The sequence below is a fragment of the Trinickia dabaoshanensis genome (genome assembly GCF_002879885.1).
GTDB lineage: Bacteria > Pseudomonadota > Gammaproteobacteria > Burkholderiales > Burkholderiaceae > Trinickia > Trinickia dabaoshanensis.
This window is the reverse complement of the sequence record NZ_PNYA01000036.1, coordinates 1-21,308: the sequence shown is the minus strand read 5'-3', so window position 1 is coordinate 21,308 and position 21,308 is coordinate 1. Positions and strand designations below refer to the sequence as shown.

General features: G+C 65.4%; 19 protein-coding genes. 8 read left to right on the top strand and 11 right to left on the bottom strand.

Annotation, left to right across the window (positions count from 1 at the left end; genetic code table 11):
- Nucleotides 1-129: 129 nt before the first annotated feature.
- Both C0Z18_RS28780 and C0Z18_RS28775 read right to left on the bottom strand, forming a co-directional pair.
- Nucleotides 130-1,143 carry a pyridoxamine 5'-phosphate oxidase family protein gene (locus tag C0Z18_RS28780; RefSeq protein ID WP_102648848.1) on the bottom strand — a complete coding sequence of 338 codons (1,014 nt, stop codon included), beginning with the start codon at nt 1,141-1,143 and terminating at the stop codon, nt 130-132.
- A 24-nt stretch (nt 1,144-1,167) separates the two neighbouring features.
- The gene (locus tag C0Z18_RS28775) at nt 1,168-1,809 is read right to left on the bottom strand and encodes a glutathione S-transferase family protein (protein WP_102648847.1); all 642 of its coding nucleotides are present in this window, start codon (nt 1,807-1,809) and stop codon (nt 1,168-1,170) included.
- A 147-nt stretch (nt 1,810-1,956) separates the two neighbouring features.
- Between C0Z18_RS28775 and C0Z18_RS28770 the strand changes: the two genes are divergently transcribed.
- Entirely contained in the window at nt 1,957-2,889 is a 933-nt protein-coding gene (locus C0Z18_RS28770) for a LysR family transcriptional regulator (protein WP_102648846.1), read from the top strand.
- On the opposite strand, the gene C0Z18_RS28765 is transcribed toward C0Z18_RS28770, so the two are convergent.
- Nucleotides 2,862-3,728 (bottom strand): helix-turn-helix domain-containing protein, encoded by an 867-nt coding sequence (locus C0Z18_RS28765; RefSeq protein WP_102648881.1) that lies wholly within the window; start codon nt 3,726-3,728, stop codon nt 2,862-2,864. The two genes, C0Z18_RS28770 and C0Z18_RS28765, sit on opposite strands and share 28 nt — an antisense overlap.
- Before the next feature lie 240 nt (nt 3,729-3,968).
- Between C0Z18_RS28765 and C0Z18_RS28760 the strand changes: the two genes are divergently transcribed.
- The 3 genes from C0Z18_RS28760 (at nt 3,969) to C0Z18_RS28750 (ending at nt 6,982) form a co-directional block, all read left to right on the top strand.
- Nucleotides 3,969-4,877, top strand: a complete 909-nt coding sequence (locus C0Z18_RS28760; RefSeq protein WP_102648845.1) for a DMT family transporter — start codon at nt 3,969-3,971, stop codon at nt 4,875-4,877.
- Nucleotides 4,878-5,039: 162 nt separating this feature from the next.
- Nucleotides 5,040-5,765 (top strand): Hpt domain-containing response regulator, encoded by a 726-nt coding sequence (locus C0Z18_RS28755; RefSeq protein ID WP_102648844.1) that lies wholly within the window; start codon nt 5,040-5,042, stop codon nt 5,763-5,765.
- 191 nt (nt 5,766-5,956) lie between these two features.
- Nucleotides 5,957-6,982 (top strand): class I fructose-bisphosphate aldolase, encoded by a 1,026-nt coding sequence (locus tag C0Z18_RS28750; RefSeq protein WP_102648843.1) that lies wholly within the window; start codon nt 5,957-5,959, stop codon nt 6,980-6,982.
- A gap of 66 nt (nt 6,983-7,048) precedes the next feature.
- On the opposite strand, the gene C0Z18_RS28745 is transcribed toward C0Z18_RS28750, so the two are convergent.
- Both C0Z18_RS28745 and C0Z18_RS33320 read right to left on the bottom strand, forming a co-directional pair.
- Nucleotides 7,049-8,695 (bottom strand): Nramp family divalent metal transporter, encoded by a 1,647-nt coding sequence (locus tag C0Z18_RS28745; protein ID WP_102648842.1) that lies wholly within the window; start codon nt 8,693-8,695, stop codon nt 7,049-7,051.
- A gap of 98 nt (nt 8,696-8,793) precedes the next feature.
- Nucleotides 8,794-8,946 carry a hypothetical protein gene (locus tag C0Z18_RS33320; protein ID WP_199189570.1) on the bottom strand — a complete coding sequence of 51 codons (153 nt, stop codon included), beginning with the start codon at nt 8,944-8,946 and terminating at the stop codon, nt 8,794-8,796.
- 1,215 nt (nt 8,947-10,161) lie between these two features.
- Between C0Z18_RS33320 and C0Z18_RS28740 the strand changes: the two genes are divergently transcribed.
- Nucleotides 10,162-11,685, top strand: a complete 1,524-nt coding sequence (locus C0Z18_RS28740; RefSeq protein WP_102648880.1) for a carbohydrate porin — start codon at nt 10,162-10,164, stop codon at nt 11,683-11,685.
- On the opposite strand, the gene C0Z18_RS28735 is transcribed toward C0Z18_RS28740, so the two are convergent.
- Nucleotides 11,663-12,442, bottom strand: coding sequence for a Mut7-C RNAse domain-containing protein (locus C0Z18_RS28735; RefSeq protein ID WP_102648841.1), 780 nt, complete (start codon nt 12,440-12,442; stop codon nt 11,663-11,665). The genes C0Z18_RS28740 and C0Z18_RS28735 overlap by 23 nt on opposite strands.
- Before the next feature lie 99 nt (nt 12,443-12,541).
- Between C0Z18_RS28735 and C0Z18_RS28730 the strand changes: the two genes are divergently transcribed.
- Entirely contained in the window at nt 12,542-13,411 is an 870-nt protein-coding gene (locus C0Z18_RS28730) for an NAD(P)-dependent oxidoreductase (protein WP_102648840.1), read from the top strand.
- A 154-nt stretch (nt 13,412-13,565) separates the two neighbouring features.
- Nucleotides 13,566-14,210: a LysE family translocator gene (locus tag C0Z18_RS28725; RefSeq protein ID WP_102648839.1), complete on the top strand. Its 645-nt coding sequence runs from the start codon at nt 13,566-13,568 to the stop codon at nt 14,208-14,210.
- Nucleotides 14,211-14,328: 118 nt separating this feature from the next.
- Here the strand turns inward: C0Z18_RS28725 and C0Z18_RS28720 are convergent, their stop codons facing one another.
- Both C0Z18_RS28720 and C0Z18_RS28715 read right to left on the bottom strand, forming a co-directional pair.
- Nucleotides 14,329-15,591, bottom strand: a complete 1,263-nt coding sequence (locus tag C0Z18_RS28720; protein ID WP_102648838.1) for a DUF3443 domain-containing protein — start codon at nt 15,589-15,591, stop codon at nt 14,329-14,331.
- 12 nt (nt 15,592-15,603) lie between these two features.
- Nucleotides 15,604-16,065, bottom strand: a complete 462-nt coding sequence (locus C0Z18_RS28715; RefSeq protein ID WP_408647147.1) for a DUF2844 domain-containing protein — start codon at nt 16,063-16,065, stop codon at nt 15,604-15,606.
- A gap of 525 nt (nt 16,066-16,590) precedes the next feature.
- Between C0Z18_RS28715 and C0Z18_RS28710 the strand changes: the two genes are divergently transcribed.
- On the top strand, nt 16,591-17,082 hold the full coding sequence (locus C0Z18_RS28710) for a response regulator (protein ID WP_102648837.1): 492 nt from the start codon (nt 16,591-16,593) through the stop codon (nt 17,080-17,082).
- Nucleotides 17,083-17,447: 365 nt separating this feature from the next.
- On the opposite strand, the gene C0Z18_RS28705 is transcribed toward C0Z18_RS28710, so the two are convergent.
- From C0Z18_RS28705 to C0Z18_RS28695, 3 genes are all read right to left on the bottom strand, one after another.
- Nucleotides 17,448-18,035 (bottom strand): hypothetical protein, encoded by a 588-nt coding sequence (locus C0Z18_RS28705; protein ID WP_102648836.1) that lies wholly within the window; start codon nt 18,033-18,035, stop codon nt 17,448-17,450.
- Nucleotides 18,036-18,329: 294 nt separating this feature from the next.
- Nucleotides 18,330-19,166 carry an OmpW/AlkL family protein gene (locus tag C0Z18_RS28700; protein ID WP_102648835.1) on the bottom strand — a complete coding sequence of 279 codons (837 nt, stop codon included), beginning with the start codon at nt 19,164-19,166 and terminating at the stop codon, nt 18,330-18,332.
- A 96-nt stretch (nt 19,167-19,262) separates the two neighbouring features.
- Nucleotides 19,263-20,501, bottom strand: a complete 1,239-nt coding sequence (locus tag C0Z18_RS28695) for a DUF2957 domain-containing protein (protein WP_102648834.1) — start codon at nt 20,499-20,501, stop codon at nt 19,263-19,265.
- Nucleotides 20,502-21,308 lie beyond the last annotated feature (807 nt).

Genomic DNA, 21,308 nt, shown 5'->3' with positions numbered 1-21,308 from the left:
GGCGCACCTCGTCCGTCTTGCTCTTGGTGCCCATGATAAAAGCTATTGATTCTCGTTTAACAATTGTTTTTATAAATCGACGCGATGCCATGCGATGCGGTGGCCGGGACCGCGGTGCGGCGTCCGGTACTAGGGCGCGCTCACCGAGCGCCACTGCGGCGCGTACTCGACCTCCGACCAGCGATACGGCAAGGCGCCGGGGCTGCGGCGGATTTCGTCGACCGAGAACCGGACGAGCCGCTCGGCGCCGGGAAACGCCTGGATCGCGCTTTCGTCCCAGACGATTTCGGCCTGCGCGGCGACGTACAACACATCGCCGCGCTCGAAGTCGATGAAGACGAGGCCGGCGCGCGCATCCGTCGCGAGGTTGCCTAACGTGTTGAAAAACAGATTGCCCCGGTAATCGGGGGCGACGAAGGTGCGCTCGTTCTCGACGCGAACGAACCCGGGCAAGCCGCCGCGGTGCGAAACGTCCACGCCTTCGGCCGCACCGTCCTCGAGCAAGCCGCTGCGCGTGGCGATGAAGTAGGTATCGCTGCGCTCGATCAACGCACGGTCGGCGGGCGAGAGCACCGTGGCTCGTTCAATGGGCTGCTCCTGCGCGAGGCGAGCGCCCGCGTCCGATGCGTCGATGCGCGTCGGCGTACGGCTTTGAATGTACTTGGCGCAGTTGCCGAAACTTTGGCGCACGGTCACGACCATCGCATCGCCCTGTTCGATACGCGCGACCTTGCCGTTCACGCGATTGCGCCGGCGCGTGGGCAACTCGATGCCGAGTCCGCCAAGTGCCGAACCTTCCTGCCAGGCGCCTGCGAGCGGATCGCCGGCCAGCGTCTCGCCGGCAATGCGCAGCGTCTTTGCATCGGGCGAGGAGACGAATCCCGGTTCGCCGGTGCGCAGCGTGGCCCACGGCCGCCCGGCCGTATCGATGCCGCCCAGCACGATGAACGGCAGTTGCCCGAAGAACAGCCGATGCTGCTCGGGCATGAAGCGCCGGATGCCGCGTCGTCCGCCAACCTCGGCTTTCGCCTGAACGCCGGCGCGGGCCTGCACGGCGATCTCGCCGCTATGGAACGGCGCTTCGTCGAGATCCCAACCGGCGATCGGGGCGGCAATGGGCGAGGGGGGCGTCGCGGTGCTCATGGCGGGCTTCCTTGGGCAAAAGCGTTAAGCCGTCGTCGCGTGGATGGCGGACGCGGGCATGGCGACGAAACCGGGCAGCGCTTCGATGCGCGCGAGCCAAGCGCGAATGTTCGGATACGGCGCGAGCGAGATTCCGCCCTCCGGCGCGTGGGCGATGTAGGTATAGGCGGCGATATCGGCGATGGTTGGATGCGCGCCGGCGGCGAACGGCGTCTTGGCCAGTTCGGGTTCGATGACTTCGAAGAGCCGCGTCGAAATGGCGACGGCCGCGTCATGGTCGCGCTGGGCGCCGAACACTTTCACGAGGCGGGCGGCGCATGGGCCGTAGGCGATCGGGCCGGAGGCCATCGACAGCCACTGCTGCACGCGCGCCGCGCCGAGCGGGTCTTCCGGCAGCCACGACGGGTCGCCGTAGCGCTTGGCCAGATAAACGAGGATAGCCGTCGAATCATAGACGACCGTCTCGCCGTCTTCGATCACGGGTACCTGGCCGAACGGGCTCAGCGCCAAGAATGCCGGGTGCCTTTGCTCGCCGGCCGCAAGATTCACCTCGATCGTTTCGAACGGCAGGCCGAGCAGGCTCAGAAACAGCGCGGCGCGGTGCGCGTGGCCGGACAGGCGCATCGCGTGAAGTCGAATCGGTTGGTCCGGGCGGGAAAGCGGCATGACTCGTTCCTTATAGCGTGGGCTTTGGATCGGCGTGAACGGCAATGACCATCCCGCCACCGTGGAACCCAAGTCTATCGCCGGACGATTGGCGCCATAAGGTGGATAATCGTGCAATTACAGTCCACCAAGAATGAACAATCGAACATGGCCGATCTGCGCGACGTGAACTTGAACCGGCTCGTGGTGTTCGCCGCCGTCGTGGAGGCGGGGTCGCTCAGTGCGGCCGCCGAGCGGCTCGGCCTCGCCAAAACGATGGTCAGTGCGCACATTCAGCGGCTCGAGGCCGAAGTGGGTGTCACGCTGATCGTGCGCACGACGCGCCGCTCGAGTTTGACGGAGGCGGGCCGCACACTGTACGAGGCGAGCCGCGAGTGCGTGCGCACTGCAACTGACGCGCTCGAGTCGATCTCCGCAAGCTCCGGACGGTTGCGCGGCGTGGTCCGCGTGGCGTCGCCTGTCGATTACGGCGAACTGGTCGTCGCACCCGCGCTCGCGGCGTTGCGTCGTGCGCATCCGGAACTCGGCGTCGAGCTGATTTGCGGCGAAGGGTATGTGGACCTCGTCGCCGAGCGCATCGACGTTGCCGTGCGCTTGGGCAACTTGAAAGACTCGAGCTATCGATCCGCGCGGCTCGGGCAGTACATGCGATGGCTCGTCGCGAGCCCCGCGTTCCTCGATGGGCGGCAAGCGCCGCGCTCGCCGAGCGAGCTCGGCGAGTGGCCGTTCGTCGGGCTATCGACGCTCGCGCACCCCGACACGCTGTCGTTGCGCCATGAGGACGGACGGCGGGAGACAGTGCGCTGCCGGCGCGCATTCATCGCCAACACGGCGAGCGCCGGCCGTGCCGCCACATTGGCGGGCGCGGGGTACGGATTGATGACGGATTTTTCGATCGGCGAGGACTTGGCGGCGGGGCGCTTGGTGCGGCTGCTTCCCCAATGGGCCGCCGAGCCGGCCGCCATTCAGGCGGTGTTTCCTTCGTCGCGTCAGCCGTCGGCGAAGGTCGCAGCCGTTATCGATGCGTTGCGCACGTACTTGGCGCGGGCCGATCAAGCGCGGGTCAGCGCGCGGCGGTAAGCGAGCGGCGACGCCCCGACGGTTGCGCGGAAGCGGTGACCGAAATGGCTCGCATCGGCGTAGCCGGTGCGAGCGGCGATTTCGTCGAGCGGTAGCCTCGTCGTGCGCAGCAACGCGCGCGCGAGTTCGACGCGCCTTTCGGCGATCCATGCATGAGGCGGCATGCCGAACGAGGCGCGGAACATCCGCGAAAGGTGAAATTCCGAGAGGCAGGCGAGATCGGAGAGATCGCCCAGCGTGACTTTATCGGCCAAGCGTTCATCGATGTAGTCGCGCAGCCGCCGGCGCACGGCCGGCGCCAAACCGCCCTTCAAGGCGGCGTCCTCGCGCCGCGCGGCCTGGCTGCGCAGCAGCAGGCTCAGAATCTCGTGCGCCGCTTCGTTCGCGCGCAAGCGATCGTCGGGCCCCTCCCACGGCAGCGCCGCGAGCGCGCGGCACAGCGCGGCCATGTGGGCGTCCTCGAAATACGTGCGGTCGGCGAGCGTGAGTTCGCGCGGTTCGCGATCGAGTTCGTGCACGGCGCGGCGGGTGAAGTGCTCCGGCAGGAAATACAGGTGCAAGAAGTGCATGTGGCCACGCACCCACCAGCGCGATTCGTGATCGCCCGGTAGGGCGCACAACCGCTGGGGCGCGCCGTACTGACCGGGCAGCTTTTGCCGCTCCGTGCGATAGCCACCGTCCAAGTAGCACGAGAGCGTGTGATGGCCCGGCTTATCGTAGGCCGTTTCGTCCTCGACGATGTCGCGCCGCCAAACGGCGGCGGCCAGACGGTCGCCGAGCCAGGCGAAACGTTCGAGCGTCGCATTGGCATTGGCGAGCGTCACCCCCACCGAATGCATGCCGAACGGCGGCGGGTCGGCGCGGGAAGCGTCGGTGGCGGCAGGGACGAAAGGGCTCGCGTTCACAGCGGCGATGCGGATCGGGTCATGACGGGTCGAGTATAGAGAAAGTGGGGCGAGCACGCCTGGCGTGCCCGAATAAAACCGCAAAGTTAGACAACGCAAAGGGTGGGTCGCGGTTGCATAGTGGATGAACAAGGCGGGCCGAGCCGGCTCGCTCAACGTCGTTCGAGTGTCCTCATGAATCTGCTGCTCTATCTCACCACCGTGCTCATTTGGGGTACCACCTGGATCGCCATCAAATGGCAGACGGGCGTGGTCGCGCCGCCCGTGTCGATCGCGTTTCGTTTCATCCTCGCCTCGATCGTCATGCTCGCGTTGGTGCGGCTCACGCGCCGCCCGATGCGCCCGCCGCGCGCCGCCTGGCCGCTGCTCGCCGGGCAAGGTCTCGCCCTCTTTTGCTGCAACTTCCTGTGTTTTTATTACGCCGAGCAGATCGTGCCGAGCGGGCTCGTGGCCGTCGTTTTCTCCACCGCGCCGCTGTTCAATGCGCTCAACGGGCGGATTTTCATGGGGCGCGCGCTGCAGCCGAGCGCGATCGTCGGTGCCGTGCTCGGCCTCGTCGGGATCTTGTGCTTGTTCGCGCCGCAAGTGGCGGAGCACGCCGGCGACCGCACCATGTGGCTCGGGCTCGGCATCACGCTAGTCGGCACGATGTGTTTTTCCGTCGGCAATCTGCTCTCTAGCCGCATGCAATCGATGGGGCTGCATCCTACCGTCACGAACGGCTGGGCGATGCTGATCGGCGCCAGCGTGCTGACGGTGGGCAGCCTCGCGGCGGGTTTCTCGTTCCAGCCCGAATGGACCCCGCGCTACTTGGGCGCGCTGCTTTACCTGGCCGTGCCCGGCTCCGTGATCGGCTTCACGACCTACCTGCTGCTCGTAGGCCGTATCGGTCCCGAGCGCGCGGCCTACTGCACCGTCTTGTTCCCGTTCGTGGCGCTTGCGGTATCGACCGTCTTCGAGGGGTATCGGTGGTCCGTGCCGGCCGGCGTGGGCTTGGCGCTGGTCGTGTTGGGCAACCTGGTCGCCTTCAACGTATTCCGGCAGTTGCCGAATTGGCGCGCGCGCGAGCGCTCGCTCAGATAGTTCCGGTTCGGCCCGCGGATCGGCCCGCGTCGTTCGGCGGCCGGTCCGTGGTCCTCTTTTTTCGGGTCTTGCCGTAACGAAGGCCATCGAGCGTTACCTTCGCCGGTCTTTCGCGGCGCGCGTGCCGGTGCACGGCGCGTCGCACGCAACGGAGGCCCGCTCATGCTCGAGATTCAAGATCCGACCGAAACCCGCGCGCTTGCCGCCGCACGCATTCTCGTCGTCGACGACGACGCGCTCGCGCGTTTCATCCTTGCCGACCAACTGGACGCGCTCGGTTGCGGCCGCGTCGATACGGCATGTGACGGCGTGCATGCGCTCGATTGCGCGCTGACTCGTCGATACCACCTCGTCATCACCGACCTTCGCATGCCGCAGATGGGCGGGCAGGCCCTGCTTGCCGCCATGCGCGAGCGCGGTTTGCGTATGCCGGTCATCGCGGGCACGGCGTGGCGCGAGCCGGCGGACGGCGGCTCGATCGCGGCCGAGCCGCCGTGCGGGTTCGCCGCCGTATTGCGAAAGCCGTATTCGATGGGGCAATTGAGCGGCTTGCTGCGCGAGCATATCGGCGGCGCGCCGTTGCGCCGGAGCGGGGGGCTTGGCAGCGGCGCCGCTCGACGCTCGCTCCAAGAGGCGTTCGCCGCCGGTTGGGCCGAAGACGAACGCGTGCTGCGCGCCGCGACGGCCGTGCGCGACGCCCATGCTTTACTCGAGCGGCTCCATCGTTTGCACGGCGCACTCGCCGTGGTCGGGGCTCGGCGCGCGCGCGTGGCCTGCGCACAGTTGCAGCGGCGAGTGCAAGGCGGCGGCATTGAAGCCAACGCGGAACAAATCGAACACTTTTTGCAGGCTTGCGCACGAATCGGCCGCACCTCGAGCGATGCCTGACCGGCCTGCCGCCCGGCGCCCGAGCCGCGCTGGCGAGGTGCGGCATGCCGATTGCTCGCCCGGCCTGACGTCCTACGCGGTCGAACGCACATCGGCGGCTGGCGCCGCGGCGCGCTGCCGCGCACACTGAACTCGAGCGTTGCGGGCGCGAGCGCGACTCGCGCGCAGCCTTTTGCCTGAGGAGCCAGACGATGCAAACCGAGAACGCATTGCAATCCACCATCGACGCCATCGTTCAGGATGGCAAGGGCCTGCTTGCCGCCGACGAAAGCGGCGGCACGATCGCCAAGCGGTTCAAGACGATCGACGTCGAATCCACCGAGGAAAACCGCCGCGCTTGGCGCACGCTGCTGCTGTCCACGCCCGGACTCGGCCAATACGTGAGCGGCGTCATTCTGTACGAGGAAACGCTGGGGCAGCATGCCGACGACGGCGAGCCCCTGCCGAGCTTGGCCGCGCGCCAAGGCATCGTGCCGGGGATCAAGGTGGATACGGGCAAGATCGCGCTCGCGCATGCGAGCGGCGATGAAATCACGCAAGGGCTCGACGGCCTTGCCGCGCGCCTCGAGAAGTACAAGGCGCAGGGAGCGCGGTTCGCAAAGTGGCGCGCGGTGTACAACGTGTCCGAGACGCTGCCGAGCCGGCTTGCGGTGCAGGCGAACGCCGAATCGCTCGCGCGGTACGCCGCCATCTGCCAGGAGGCGGGCATCGTCCCGATCGTCGAACCGGAGGTGTTGATGGACGGCGGCCATTCGATCGACCGCTGCGCGCAAGTGACCGAGTTGGTTTTGCACGAGGTTTTTCATGCGTTGCACCGGCATGCGGTCGTGCTCGAGCATATGCTGTTCAAGCCCAGCATGGTGCTACCCGGCAAGACGTACGCGCGGCAAGCGGGTGTCGAGGAAGTCGCCGCGCGCACGGTGTCGATCCTCGGGAGAACCGTGCCGCCGGCGGTGGCCGGGATCTACTTCTTGTCGGGTGGGCAAACACCGCAAGAAGCGAGCGCTCACCTCAACGCGATCAATCGGACCGGGCGGCGCCCATGGCCGCTCAGTTTTTCTTACGGGCGCGCGCTTCAGGAGCCGCCGCTTGCCGCGTGGCGGGGCAAGCCGGAAAACGTGAAGGCCGCCCAGCAGGCGTTGCTCGAACGTGCGCGGCTGAACGGCGCGGCCGCGCGCGGATGCTATGACGCGAAGGAGGAAGCGCGAAGCGCGTGACCGTGGATCACCGCGGATGACCGCGGATGACCATGAAGGCGGCGAAATCGACGCCGCCCCTGCGGCTCAATGCATTGCGAGCTGTACGACTTTGACGATCACGAGCCCCACCGCGATCACGAGGTAGCCGCGCAGCGCACCCATCCACAGGCGCGTCGCGAACGTGAGCTTGGGCGGCGGCAATTCATCCAGTGGCGGCATGCGCCAGGTATCGCGCAGCGCACGTCCGGCCCCGGCCCGCACATCGTCCGCCGAGGCAGCCCCCTCGCGGCGCCGCACGAGTTGCGTGCCGAGATACGCGAGCGCGAAAAATCCGATGCCGCCGACGAGAATCTCGATGATGGCCGCGCCGGAAATGTCGGGAAACACCGTCGCGGCCGTCAGGATGATCGAGAGCACGACGAGTACGGCGATGACCGCGCCTGTGAACAGGTTCAGCCGCTTGGAGTTGACCCACGGGCCGAGCACGGCCTTGTCGTTGCACAGCAGCAGCAAGAACACCGTGGCGCTCGGCAGCAAGACGCCTGCAAGCGTCTGCACGGCCTCGGTCAGCAGGCCGAGCGGGCTGCCCGGCATCAGCACGAGGGCCGCGGCGAGCGCCACGATCCCGAAATAAACGAGGTAAAAGCCTTTGGCGTCGAGCACGCTCCGGTGCAGCGAATGACGAATGCCGAACACGTCGCCGATCGCATAGGCCGTCGACAGCGAGACGGCGGCGGCGCCGATGATCGAGGCATCGAGCAGGGCGACGGCGAAGATCGTGGCCGACGTTTCGCCGACATAGCGGTGCAAACCCGTGATCACGGCGCGCGCATCGGTGAACTGGCCGAACTCGGGGCGGCCGTGAAAGAGCGCGGCGGTGAACGCCATCATGGCCACGGCGCCGACGATGACGAAACCGATGCCCAGCCACAGATCGATTTTTTCGTACTTCATGAAGCGCGGCGTGATGCGCTTATCGATGACGTAGCTCTGCTGGAAGAACAACTGCCACGGCGCGACCGTCGTGCCGACGATACCGATGACGAGCAGCATGACGTCGGAGAGTTTCGAATGCGCCGGCCAGCTAGGCACGGCGAAATCGCGGGCGATGACCGCGACCGGCGGGTGCACCGAGACGAGCACCGGCACGAGCAGCAGGCTCAAGAGACACAGCACGATGGCGAAGCGCTCGAAGCGCCGGAAGTCGCCCGTGCTGACCGCGGCCATGGTCAGCACGGCCGCGATGCATACGCCGAGCACCTTCGATACGCCCAGAAAGTCGAGGGCGAACGTGATGCCGATGAATTCGGTGACGATCGTCAGCGCGTTGAGCAAGAACAGGTCGATGACGCTGAACGCGCCCCAGAACTTGCCGAAGCGCTGGAAGATGAGCCGAGCATGGCCGACTCCGGTCACCGCGCCCAAGCGCAGCACCATCTCTTGGTTCACGTAGAGCACCGGAATCAAGAGGGCGAGCGTCCACAGCAGCGTCGTGCCGTAGTTTTGCCCGGCTTGCGTGTAGGTGCCGAAGGCGCCGGCGTCGTTGTCGCCGACCATGACGATGAGCCCCGGGCCGAGAATGGCGAGCAGCGTGCGCAGGCGCGCGGACCAGTTGCGGCGAGGTGCCGTGTCGTGATGGGCGATCGTGCCGAAAGCCCCTTTGATATCGCCGATGTGGGCGTCGTCGAGCACGGCGCTGCGTGCGGACGAGACGTTGGCTGGCGTGGACATGAGTCGTTATTCCTTAGCGATGCTTTTATCTTGTAGTCGTCGTTCGGCTCAGGCCGCCGGCAATCGGCCGGACGGCCCGGCGCTCTCGAGGCGCTGTTTCAGCGTGCGCGTGTGAAGATCGGCAGCGCGCGCAAACGGGCAAGCCAGCGCATTGCGCCGCGCGGGCGCGTGGCCGGCGCAAGCAGGTCGGGGTAGTGGCCGCGCGCATCGTTCAGATGCGGCAGTTGCGAGACGAGAAGGGCGAAGTGCATGGCGAATTCCTTCCTTTTTTTGCATCGTTGAAACCGGATCGAGGCGGCCTGATCGTGAGGCCGTTTCGGTTTCTGCTCGCCTGCGCCGCGATGAGCGGGTCGGACGGGAAGGAACGCATGCGGCCGCGGTTCAGGCGGTGCGGGCGGCGTGCGGCATAGGCGCAAGCCGTGTCGTAGATCGACTAGGGTCGGGGTCGGTCATCGAGGGCTCCTTTCTCGCAAGGTCCGAACGCAAGCTGCGTACGAACGTGTTCATCGGCACGGTGCGCGCATGGCTTTAAACATGCGCGCTGCCGCTGCTTCGGTAAGACACCGCGAGCGAAAGCCGCGCGCGGCAACGAGCCGCCGGCGACGCGCTGTGCGAACGGACGCAAAGCGGCAACCGAACGGCGCGGTGGCCATTCGAAATCGATGCGCGAGAAAGCTTGAGGAAGGACTGCGATGCGCACCGTCTGCCTGTTGGCTGGACGGCGGCTAAAGGGAATTCAGCGGACGTCGTGCCGATCAGGCGGAAACACTGTTCGAAGGTCGACTACTGCAACTGTCCAAGGCATATGCCCCATTTGTGGAATTGTTGAAATTTTAGTTGTCGCGTCCCGCGGGCGTCAACCGGCGATTTTGATCCAGCTAAAAAAATGTGAGCCGGTCCGTGCGATTGCGCGCGCATCGCTTGACGCGCCGCCTCGGCGCCGTCGAACGACGTGTCAGATGCGCGCAACAACCGGCGTGCATCATCGGCACGATCTTGTTGGACGCCGACCGCTTCGATCGCGCGTCGAGCCGGGGCGCGAATCGGATTGCGCTTGCATCGCGAAAATAGGTGCGCATAGAATCCGGCCTGTTTCAGTTCTGAGGAGAGTCCCTCGTGGACGCAGGCTCTTGTAGTCGATCTCGTTTGCCGGCCCGTGCCGGCCACGCATTCGCAATCGCGCGTTAGCCACGCCGGGGTCTCCCGCGCCGCTGACCCGCATTGCCGGGTCAGCGCGCTTTCAATCGGACCGTCTCGATGACGCTCCGTCTGTAGCACGCTCCTATCGTCACGATCTTCGGCCGCCCTGGCTTGGGCTTTGCCGATGGATCGTCCATGCTGATCGTCCGGTAAGCATCCGGACGAATGGGGAGCATTGATTGATGTACGTCGAACGTTTCTTGCGCGTTTCGCGCGAATACCTGGACGCGCGGGCCGATGCGCGGCCACCGCATGCGATGAGCGTGATGCGAGGCTCGGTCGCCATCGGTAGCCGGTCCGCCATTGCGATCGGTTCCGTCCCACGCGCACGCCTCGCGCCTTTTGCGGCGGCGGCGCTCGTCACGCTTGCAATAGCCGGCGGCGCCTGTTCACGAGCGCACGCGCAAACGGCTCCTGTCGACGAAGCGAGCGGTTCTGCCAAAGCGGCGCCGGCCGATGCCGCGCCGGCCGTTGCCGCGCCGGCCGTTGCCACGCCGGCTGGGCTGTGGGATCGTCCGGCGCTGTTCGGCGGCATGGGCGGCTTGCGCCCATGGCTTGGCGACCATGGTGTCACGCTGACCTTGCAGGAGACGAGCGAGTTCTTCGGCAACTTCTCCGGCGGCACGCGGCGCGGCCTCGCCTACGATGGCGCGACGCAAATGGGCGTGAGCGTCGATACGGATAAAGCGTTAGGTCTCAAGGGCGGGCAATTCTTCGTCGATGCCTTGCAAATTCACGGGCGAGGGATCACGGCCTCGCATCTTTCGACGCTGCAAAGCGCGAGCGGTGTCGAGGCTGAGGCGGGCACGCGCCTATGGGAGCTTTGGTACCAGCAGTCGTTCGGCGATGCGTGGGACGTCAAGGTTGGCCAGCAGAGCCTCGACCAGGAATTCATCGTCAGCCAATACGCGAGCGTCTTTCTGAACGCGACCTTCGGTTGGCCCGTGTTGCCCGCCGCCGATTTGCCCGCGGGCGGTCCGGCTTATCCGCTGTCGTCCTTGGGCGTTCGCGCGCGCTATAAGGTGAACGACGCCGTGACCGTGCTCGGCGGCATCTTCGACGGCAATCCGGCCCCCGGCATCGGCGATCCGCAGCGACTGAACGGCAGCGGCACGCGATTCAACCTGCACGACGGCGCGCTCTTTATCGGCGAGTTGCAGTACACGATCGGCCAAGCACCCGCGGCCGGCGCGCCGCCCGCCTACGGCACGCTGCCTGGCACGTACAAGCTTGGCTTTTGGTACGACAGCGCGCGTTTCGCCGATCAGCGCGACGGCTCGGACGGCCTCTCGCTTGCCGATCCGGCTTCGAATGGCCAACCCCGTATGCGGCACGGCGATTTCAGCGTGTACGCGGTGGCCGATCAGATGGTATGGCGCGCGAGCCCCGATTCGGCTCGCTCGGTCGGCGTGTTCGCCCGTGTGATGGGCGCGCCCGGCGACCGCAATGCCGTGGACTTCAGCGCAAATGCCGGTGTCGTGTTGAAAGCGCCGTTCGCGGGCCGCGACAACGATAGCGTCGGCCTCGCGCTCGGTTATGCCGGCGTGGGCTCGCACGCCAGCGCGTTCGATCGCGATTCGGCGGCCGGGCCGACGCCGGGCTACCCGGTGAGGACGGCCGAAACGGTGGTGGAGGCGACCTATCAGTACCAAGTCGCGCCATGGTGGCTCGTCCAGGCCGATTTCCAGTACTTTTTCCGCCCGGGCGGCGGCGTGCCGAATCCGGGCGCGAGCGGCGCGCGCATCGGCAACGAAGCCGTGGGCGGCATCAGGACGGTGGTGACGTTCTAAGCGCTTGGCGCGGTTCCGGCACGAGCGAGTCGATCAGCGTGCGCATGCGGCGCCAATGCGAGCCTTCCCAGAAGACACGCCGGCAAACATCGCACGTGACGAACTGCGAATGGCGCTCGAGTACGCCTTCGGGGGCCCGGCCGAGCGCCTGGGTCTTGTCGATGCGCCGCAGCGGCGCGTTGCACGACAGGCAGAGCCGAAACGGATGAACGCTGCCGGCTAGATCCAGCCGATCGACGATCTCGCGTAATTGCGCTTGCGGTTTGAGCGCCCTGACGTAACAGCCGTGCGTGATCGTGCGGCGCTTGAGCAACTCGCGATCGCGCGTGAGGACGACGCGCGCTTGCTCCGTGGCGAGCGCCTCGATCTCGTCGTCGGCGAAATGGTTGTCGTACAGCGTGTCGAAACCGGCCAGCCGCAGCAGTTGCGCGAGGCCGCCCAAGTGGGCGTCGGCGACGAAACGCACCGTGCGCAGCGGTCTCTCGCGCACGCGCAGCAGCGGCGAGATGTCCAGCGCTTCGAACTTCGGATAGACGGCCACGCGATCGCCGTCTTGCAGGACGCGGTCGAAGCCGACCGATTCGCCGTTGACGACGATAAGCTCCACTTCCGTATGCGGCACGCCGAGCGCTTCGATCATATGTTTGGTCGTCGCGCATTGCGCGCAGGCGCAGCTAAAGGCGCGAGCGCGCAGCGGCCGGGCGAGAAAATCGTTCAGCTCTTCGTAAAACCGGAACGTGGCGGTGACGGTCGGCATGGCACGAGTATGGCACTGTCGGCGCCGGCGCGCGCGGGCCGGCGGGCACGTTCCGTTCAATCGTGCTCTACTTTCGGTCTTTGAGCGAAGGAGCGAGCAATGGATATCGGCTTTATCGGTCTAGGCAACATGGGCCACGCCATCGTCGAAAACATGCTGAAGGCGGGGCATGGGGTGCGCGTATGGAATCGCACGCGCTCGCGCGCGCAACCGCTCGCGGCGCTCGGGGCGACCGTCGTCGACGAGCCCGCGGACGCGTTCGCCGGCGATGCCGTGTTTTCGATGCTCGCCGACGATGCCGCGCTGAGCGAGGTCATCGACGGCGCGCTGCTCGCCTCGGCCCCGCGCGATCTGGTTCACGTCAACATGGCGACGATCTCGGTGGCGTTGGCCGAGACGCTCGCGCGCGATCACGCGGCGCGCGGCATTCATTACGTCGCCGCGCCCGTCATGGGCCGGCCTGACGTCGCGGCGGCCGGCAAGCTTACGATCATGGCAGCGGGTCCCGCCGAAGCCATCGACCGCGTGCAGCCGATCTTCGACGTCATCGGGCAGAAGACTTGCCGGATCGGCTCGCTTGCGCAGCAGGCGAACGTCATCAAACTGGCGGCCAATTTCACGCTCGCCTCGGCCATCGAAACGCTGGGCGAGGCGGCATCGCTCTTGGCCGGTTACGGCGTTGCGATGACCGACTATCTCGACGTCATCACATCGAGCGCCTTCCCTGGCCCCGTTTATTCGGGCTACGGCAAGCTCATCGCCGAACGGCGCTACGAACCCGCGCTGTTCAAAGCGCGGCTCGGTCTGAAGGATGTGCGCTTGGCGATGGCGGCGGCGGAAGCGGCATCGACGCCGATGCCGCTCGCGAGCCTCGTGCGCGACAACCTCGTCGAAGTCATGGCGCGCGGCGAGGGCGAGAAGGACTTCGCGGTGCTCGGCGAAGTGGCGGCGCGACGCGCGGGGCGCTGATGCCGGTGCGTCGCCCACCGGTGCGTCGCCCGCGCGGTCCATCGCGATGCGAATACGAGCCTTCGTAGCGTGGCCGGGAATGCCACCGGCATACGTGAGCCGGCGATCGAAGGCATAATCGGCGATTCTCTTCTTTACCCAGAGGCTTCGTGTCATGAGTCTGCATACGTGGTGGCTGTTCGTCGCTACCGTTTTCGTCATCTGCGCGATTCCCGGTCCGAATATGCTCGTCGTCATGACGGCGAGCGCGCAGCATACGATTCGCCGGGCGACGGCAACGATGGCCGGCTGTTTGTCGGCGCTCGTGTTGATGCTGTCGATTTCCGCCGCGGGGCTGGGCGTATTCCTGAAGGCTTGGCCGACGATGTTCGACGCGTTGCGGTTCATCGGCGCCGCCTACCTGATCTACCTCGGCGTGAAATCGTGGCGCGCGAAGGTCGAGGATGAGGCGAGCACCGGGGCGCAGGCACCGGCCGCTGCGTCCGCGAAGCCGGCGCGCTCGCTTGCCGCGCTTTACCGCAACGGCTTTCTCGTCGCGAGCAGCAACCCCAAAGCGATCTTGTTCGCCGCTGCGCTGCTGCCCCAGTTCATCGATGCGACCAAGGCGACGCTGCCGCAATTCGGCATCCTCGTCGTGACCTTCGCGGTAATCGAGGTGAGCTGGTACCTCGTCTACGCGATCGGCGGGGCTCGGATCGGGGCGACGTTGAAGACCGGACGTGTCGCGCGCGCATTCAATCGATTGACGGGTGGCGTATTCGTCGGCTTCGGCGCAATGATGGCGCTCGTGCGGCACTAAGCGCCGATATCGGCGGGGCAAATGAAAAAGGGGGCGACGCAGCCGATGCGTCGCCCCCTTTTTTGCGTACGCCGATTCGTTCGGAGAATCGGTCTGCGAGCCGATCGCCGCGGCTCGATCAATACGCGAAGTACGGCCCTGTTCCGGCCGGAGTCGCCTGTTGTTCGATTGCCGTGTAGACGTTGCGGCCGTAGAAGAACGGCAACCCCCAGTCGAAATCGCTCGAGCCGACGAAAGCCGGCCCGGCGAACAACGGCATCACCGGCGCGCCGCCGGAGGCTTGCCAAATCTGCGCGGCATTGCCCACGTCGAACGTGACGTTGCTCGTCGTGCCGTTCGTTCCGGTGTTGACGGCGCTCAATTGCTCGGTGCTGCTCGGGCAGTAGTAGGCCTGATCCGGGCTGGCGCATGCCGACATGAGCGTAGTCGCGAAGAACAGTCCCGTCGAGCCGCTGTCGATGAAACCGCTCGTGTAGGTCGTGCCGTTTTGCGTCGTCGTGAAGACGCCGCGGTTGGGATCGACGCCGATGACTTGGGCCGATGCGAGCGCGTTGTTGCTTCGCGTACCGATGCCGAAAATCAATTGTCCGCTGACACTCGCTGCACTGCCGCTCGGGACTGCCGGCAGGCTGACGACGACACCGTTGCCGTCGGCGCCGAAATAAGGCACGGGGTTGGCGACCTGCAACGATTCGGCGACGGCGCTCGGTGTGCAGTTCGTGCCGGAGCAAGTGTAATAAGTGCCGGCGATCGCTTGGTTCGCGCACGCGGCCCCGCAGTCGTGCTTGAACACGCCGATGCCCAGAATGCCGTTGGCGGCGAGCGCGCTCGGCGTATTGCGCGGGGCGCCGACGTTGGCGCACGTCCCCGGCACGGCGGCATAGTTCGGATCGATGACCTGGATCGGCAGCGACGACGCGCGCTCCCCGCCGATTTGAATGTCGGCGGTGCGCACCGAGCCCCAGGTATAGCCATCGAAAAATTGCATGCATTCCGCGAGCGCACCGCCGTTGCCGTTCGTTTGTTGCGGCAGCGCGATCGACGCCGGTATCTGCGAGGCAAACAAGCGCAAGCCCCACGAGCCGGTATCGACGAGTACGTGGTCGATCGATTGGCAGTTCGTCGTGCCCGGCGCGCAGACGGTGACGGTCACGAACGGCATGTTGGGCACGCCGGCCACGCCGCGATCGACGGTGATCGCCGCGACGTTGGCCGCTTGAGCGGTAGCCGGGGGCGAGGTGGTCGGCGTGGCCGACGTATTGGTGATCGAACCGGAGGCCGAATTCGAGCCGCCGCCACCGCCGCCGCAGGCGGCGAGCAAGCAAGCGGCAAACAAGGCGATCGCCAGCGCGGCGAGCTTCGAAGTGTGGAGTCGGAGCATCGTTCGTACTCCTTAGCGAACGACGCCGGCATCGACACCGGCGGGCAGCGCATGAGGCAAGTAGGCGCGTCCCGAGAACGCACGCAGATGCCCGCCGGAATAGACGACGAGGTCGTCGGCCGATACCGCGAGCGGACTGCCGCCGCGGGTGGGGCTGGCGCCGGCGAAGCGATCGAACGCTGTGCCGAGCGTGGTTTTCAGATCGGGAAGCGTCGGGCCTTCCCAGGCGACGCCGAAGACGATGCCGTCCGCTCCTGCGTATTCGCGTACGACCGTGCCCGAGGGCAGTGCGATGGTGTGGACGGTGTAGGGGCCTTGCACGATGCTTGCGTGGGCTACGGCGGTAAGACGCGTGGCATCGGTGGCGACGCTTTCGACGCGCTGGCCGAGGGTGGCCTGGGCGCCGGGTGCGGCGATGAAGCTGGCCGCGGCGAGCGCGACAGCGATTGCGCCCGGATATGAATGCGATTTCACTGCGTTTCCTTCGTTCAAGATGCACCTGCACGGCGGTACGACGCCGCTTGTTGCGTGCCCCCGGGTGCGCTCGGCATCGGGGGCGGGGCTGTCCGGCACGTTCGCAGCGCGCGATCGAAACCGTAACTAGTGCATTGAACGGATGCGCGGCGCCGAACTTTAGGCCTGGGCGGTGCCGTTCGGACGAGGGCAATAGGCCGCGCAGGCGGCCGGCGCCTGAATGAGAGAAAGGGGGCGGCGTTTCAATGAGGGAACGAGCGCCGCTTGGGAGAAGGGCGGCACGGTGATTCAGCCGTTCGAACGCGTTTGAATCGGACGAACGACGCGGCTCGTTGCCGCGTGGTCGAAAAAATTTTTGCTTATGTCAGCGCAAACCCTTATTTTTAACCGAGTGCTGAAGTTGTTCTCCAAACGCTCGTTTGAATGGACGTGACGATATCCGTGTCAACGCGAAACATCATAGATAGCCCGAACGGGGTTCGTACCCGATGGGGTCGATAGGCACTGTGCAATGAGGATGAAGCAATGAAATCCGATGGGTACGGCGCGCAAGGAGCGGTCGCGAACGAAACGGAACAAGGCGGCGAAACGAGCCATCTCGATCGGCAACTTGCCGGGTGCGGCGCATACGAGCCGGCTGCAGCCGCCCGGCACGGGAAAAGGGTGCTCGTTGCGGACCCCGACGATACGGCTCGCCGGATGTTGGTCAATTTGGTCGAGAGCCTGGGCTACGAAGCCGTGGCGGCACGGGGCGTCGAGGAGGCGCTCGAGTTGGCGCGCGCTTTGATGCCCGAGGCCGCCTTGATCGACATCGGGGCGCCGATGCTCGACGGCTTGTCCGCGGCACGGCATATGCGGGAGCTGGCGGGGCAATCCGCATTGTTGCTGATTGCGCTCACGGGTTGGGGGCAGCCGCAGTACCGCGACATGGCGCTGGCGGCCGGCTTCGACGTCCACTTGGTGAAGCCCGTGGGTGTCGATCAGTTGGGCTTCTTGCTGTCATTGACGCTGGTATGACAGGATGTTTTTCGGCGTCTTGTGTTGCGTGCGAGCAACGCGCGAGCGGGGCGTCAACAGGCTCTGTTGCAACGCATCAAACGGTTTGCTAGAGTGAAAGTGTCTCCTCCATGTCTCCTCTGATATGGATTCAGCCCGCCGGTTAGGCGGGCTTTTTTTTAGGACATCCGCGTCATGGGTCGCCGCCTTGACCGTCCCTGCCCGCGTCCCCTATACTTTGTTGCGAAAACTACGTACGAGCGGGTGCAAAAAGCGTAGCGCCGCCCGGGAAACCGGGTCCCACCTGGAGTGGGAATTTCGCCTAGAGGCGGATAGAGAATCCCGCATGCGACGGCTGCCGAGAGGCAGCCGTTGGTCATTCTGGGTTAGGCCCGAATCGTACGGCCCTCGACTGTCGCTCGCAGTATGCTCCGCAACGAAGCCTTCTTCGCCGCCTTCTGCCGCTTGGTTAATCCGTGGCTGAGTGTATAAGCCGATTGCACGCGGAGCAGTAGCCGATGTTTCCGTGATTTGTCCTTTTCGACCATAAAAAACACCGCATAGACAGCATGCTCGCCCGAGCCTGTCGTTGTTTCGACGGTCAGGAAGTTGGCGCGACGCTCGTCCGCAATAGTGATCCGCCTGACGGGCAGGCCTATGACGAGCTCTCCCAACAATCGCCGCGAGAGCTCATACCGATCAGGGCAAAGGACCCTTTCCTCTCGGCCGTCGCTGAATATTTCGTCGTTCGCGATGTGGTGGCGTGGGCGGACGTCCCACGCAAAGCTGCGGGTGAAGCAGTGGCATGAAAAGAGGACGAGTACCGTGTGCTCTCGGCCGAAACCCAGATCGCATCGAAAGGCAAAAGGATCGAGGTGGCTCAGATCCCAGGGTTCCCCACGATAGTTCAACGGGCCGAATCTCTGGCCGAACTCGGCCGGGGTCTCGCAAAGGGATATCTCAAAGGCGGGCATCGAGCGCGTGGTTTACTGTGCGCGAGTATTCTATAGACGCCTACCGACGCAAGCGCTCTTCGCCTGGCGCGTGCAATGGGCTGCTCGGCCAAAAGGGGCTGGCAGTCCCGCCCCATCTTGGTCTCACGAGGTGGGCTTATCGTGCACCGCCTGTCATCGATGTCGAGCTTAGAAATGAGATGCGGTGCTGGCGACCCGCATCTCGTTGTCCTTCGCCGATGCAACCCCCTATGCCGCGGCGCGCCGGGAGAGGTGAAGCCTCGGCTTTGTCAATCGATCGCGCCTCGCATCGACTTAAAACTTATACGACACCGCCACGTAAGTGATGAGCGGGTCGGCCGTCAGTTGCGCCTGCGTGGTCCCGAGCAGCGTGCCGTCGGCGGCCCGCACGTACACCGTCGATCGCGTCTTGAGCGGAATGTAGGTGAGCGAGGCGCTCACGCCCCAATGATCCGTGAAGTCGTACGATGCGCCCGCATTGAACACCGGCGCCCACGACGGCGACGCCTTCGCCGAGACGCTCGTCACACCGGGCCTCGCGGCGCCGGCGGCGAGCACCGAGCCGAGGTTGTTCTGCGTCGAAGTGACGAAGTTCGGATTGAGCTCGATGTTGGTGAAGAAGTTGTACGACACGCCCACGCCGACGAACGGCCGGAATTTCGACGTCGGCGCATTGAAGTAATACTGGATCATCATCGCCGGGCTCCACTGGCGCACGCTTTTGACGATCGGCTCGTTGGCCGGATCGTCGAGGTTTTCGGTGCCGAGCGCGCCGGCCGGGCCCGGCGGCACGATCGAGCCGCGGCCCTTGAGCTTGAACGTCGGCGGCACTCCGGCAACGGTCGTGAGCGCGATGTGGTCGGTCACGAAGTGACTGATGACGAGGCCGAGCGTGTCCGCGCTCGTCGTCGATAGTCCCGTGCCTTGCGAGGTGAACGAACTCGGCAGCCGCAGCGGCGTGTCGATCGGCTGAGGCGTGACGTACGTCGTCATCGGCGTGCTCGAGTCCTGCGGCATGATGTGAAACCAGCCGAGTGAGACGACGTTATCGCCCGCATGCTGCGCGCAGGCGCTGCCCGCGAACGCGCAGAGCGATGCCGCGCACGCGGCGGCGCGAATGTGCTTATCCATGTTTCCTCCCTGTCTGCCTTTTTTTGTGCGGCCGCGCGCGATGCCTCGCCTGGCGGGACGAGGCGACACGCGACGGTCGATGCGAAAACTCGCGCGTTATTGGACGAACGCGTTGATCGTGAAGTAGGGCGACGAATTCTCGTTGTAGAGATAGCCGAACACGCCGCCCGTGAAGACGAGCTTGCCGGTGGCCGCGGTCGACGACGCGCCGTGCACCGCCGAGGTCACCACGCCCGGTACGAGGTTCGCGAAGCTCAGATCCAGCGGCGTCGCGAGCGAGGCGTTCGACGGCTGATACGGGTCGAGCATCGTCGCTTCGGTCCCTTCGAGCGCCGTCGCCCGGTAGGCGAACTGACTATCCACGCCGATGTACTGGCCGTTTTGCGTGTCGACGGCGATCGGCGTTTGCGGCCCGAGAATCGAAATGCCCGATTCGTCGTCGGCTTGGAACGTCGATGGGTTCGCATAACCGGTGCGAATCAGGATCGGCACCAATTGATTGCGCAGCTTGCCGACGATCATGAATCCCTTGCCCGCCGGCGTAACGGCGTTCGTCGGTTTGGCCTGGCTTCGGAACGAGTCCGATTCGAACGCGCCGCTGCCGTCGCTCGACTGGACCCAGTTGGTGCCCGCTTGCTGGGTCTTGCCCGCGTTCACACCGACGTTATCCGTTTCGCTCCACGTTCCGTCGGCATGGATGGTGAGGGTGGCATCGACGGGCACCGTCGCGTAGTTTTGCGAAGGGATGATGTGATAGCCGATCTGGTTGTAGCTTCCGGCGACATTGGCGAGATTCGTCTCGAGCGAGGAAAAGCCGATGAACGGGAAGTACGGAAACTTGTTATCGGCGACGGCGCCGAAGCCGACGATCCCGTTGTATTGGATCTCCTTGCCGGGAATGGTGCCGCCGAGCACGCCCTCGCCGACGAAGATGCGGGCGGGCTTGTTCGGATCGAGACTCGCGCCTTGCAGGTAAAACGCGCATTCGTTCTGTTTTTGAGTCGGCAGCAGCGTTTCGGGTGCGAGTGTGCCGCTTTGCGTCGTGCCCGCGCGCGAGGGTGTCACGGTGCCGGTGGTCGCCGGGATGGCCGATTCGACGTAGGTCACCTGCCACGTCATCTTCGTCGTGTCGATCTGCATTTTGACGAGTTCGCCGTCGCCGCCGCCGCCCGTGAAGACGGTACCGTAATCGAGCGAGGCGGGACACAGCCGATCGGCCGCCGCGGCCGACGTGCCGGCCGCGCCACCGGGGCCGCTACCGCCGCCACCGCCGCCGCCGCAGGCGGACAAGAAAGGCGCGACGAGCGCCAGCATAAAAAGGGCGTTCCGGGTCATGACGTTCCTCCATTGGCTTTATCGTTATCGGGCGGCCGGCTCCCTGTCGGCTGCCGCTTCGTTTAGTTCGTCCTCCTAATCGATCCGAGGCACCTCCTTTCGCCGTGTTGCGTTTGCCGTGTGCTCGATATGCGTCGCTGCGATGCTTACTCGCCTCGCACCTGATGGGGGGCGAACGGGCATAGCGGGTCGGGGATGAGCTTGACGGCGAGCCGGCGCACGGCGCTCGAGCCGATGCGCGGTGCGCGATCGAGCGTCGGCGGTTGTCCGTCCGCGCTCGCTTGGGACGGCCTCGAGCGTGCCGTCCGTCTCCCTGATCCATCTAGTTATGCTGAGTAATTTCGTCGCGCATTTTTTCGCTGTCAATTGACAAAGCCATCTAAAAAGCTCGATTCAAACAAACGGCGACGGAATAAAAACGAGGCCGGAAAAGGCCATTGCGGCGATATTGAAACAAAAAACGCGTTTCAAGCGCTCGCATGCGAAGTGCCGCCTGGCACGAGCCCGCACGATGTTTGCAAGGCGGTGCGTAGGGCGTTTATGGCGCCTCGAAAGGCGTTTAATCGGAGGATTGTGGAAGTTATTGCCTCGGGCTCGATTGGCTGATGAGTCGCGGGCGTCGTTATCGCACCGACATAGCCGACGGGCGGCGAGCATGAAAAAAGCCGGCATAAAGCCGGCTCAGACTGCTGACGAACCCCATGTTTTTCGGAGCATGGGGTTTGTTTTTTGGGCGGTAGCGCTGTGGGTACGGTGCGGTGCGATTTGGGCGAGCAAGCCCGCGAACTCGGCAATGAGCCGCTGTAG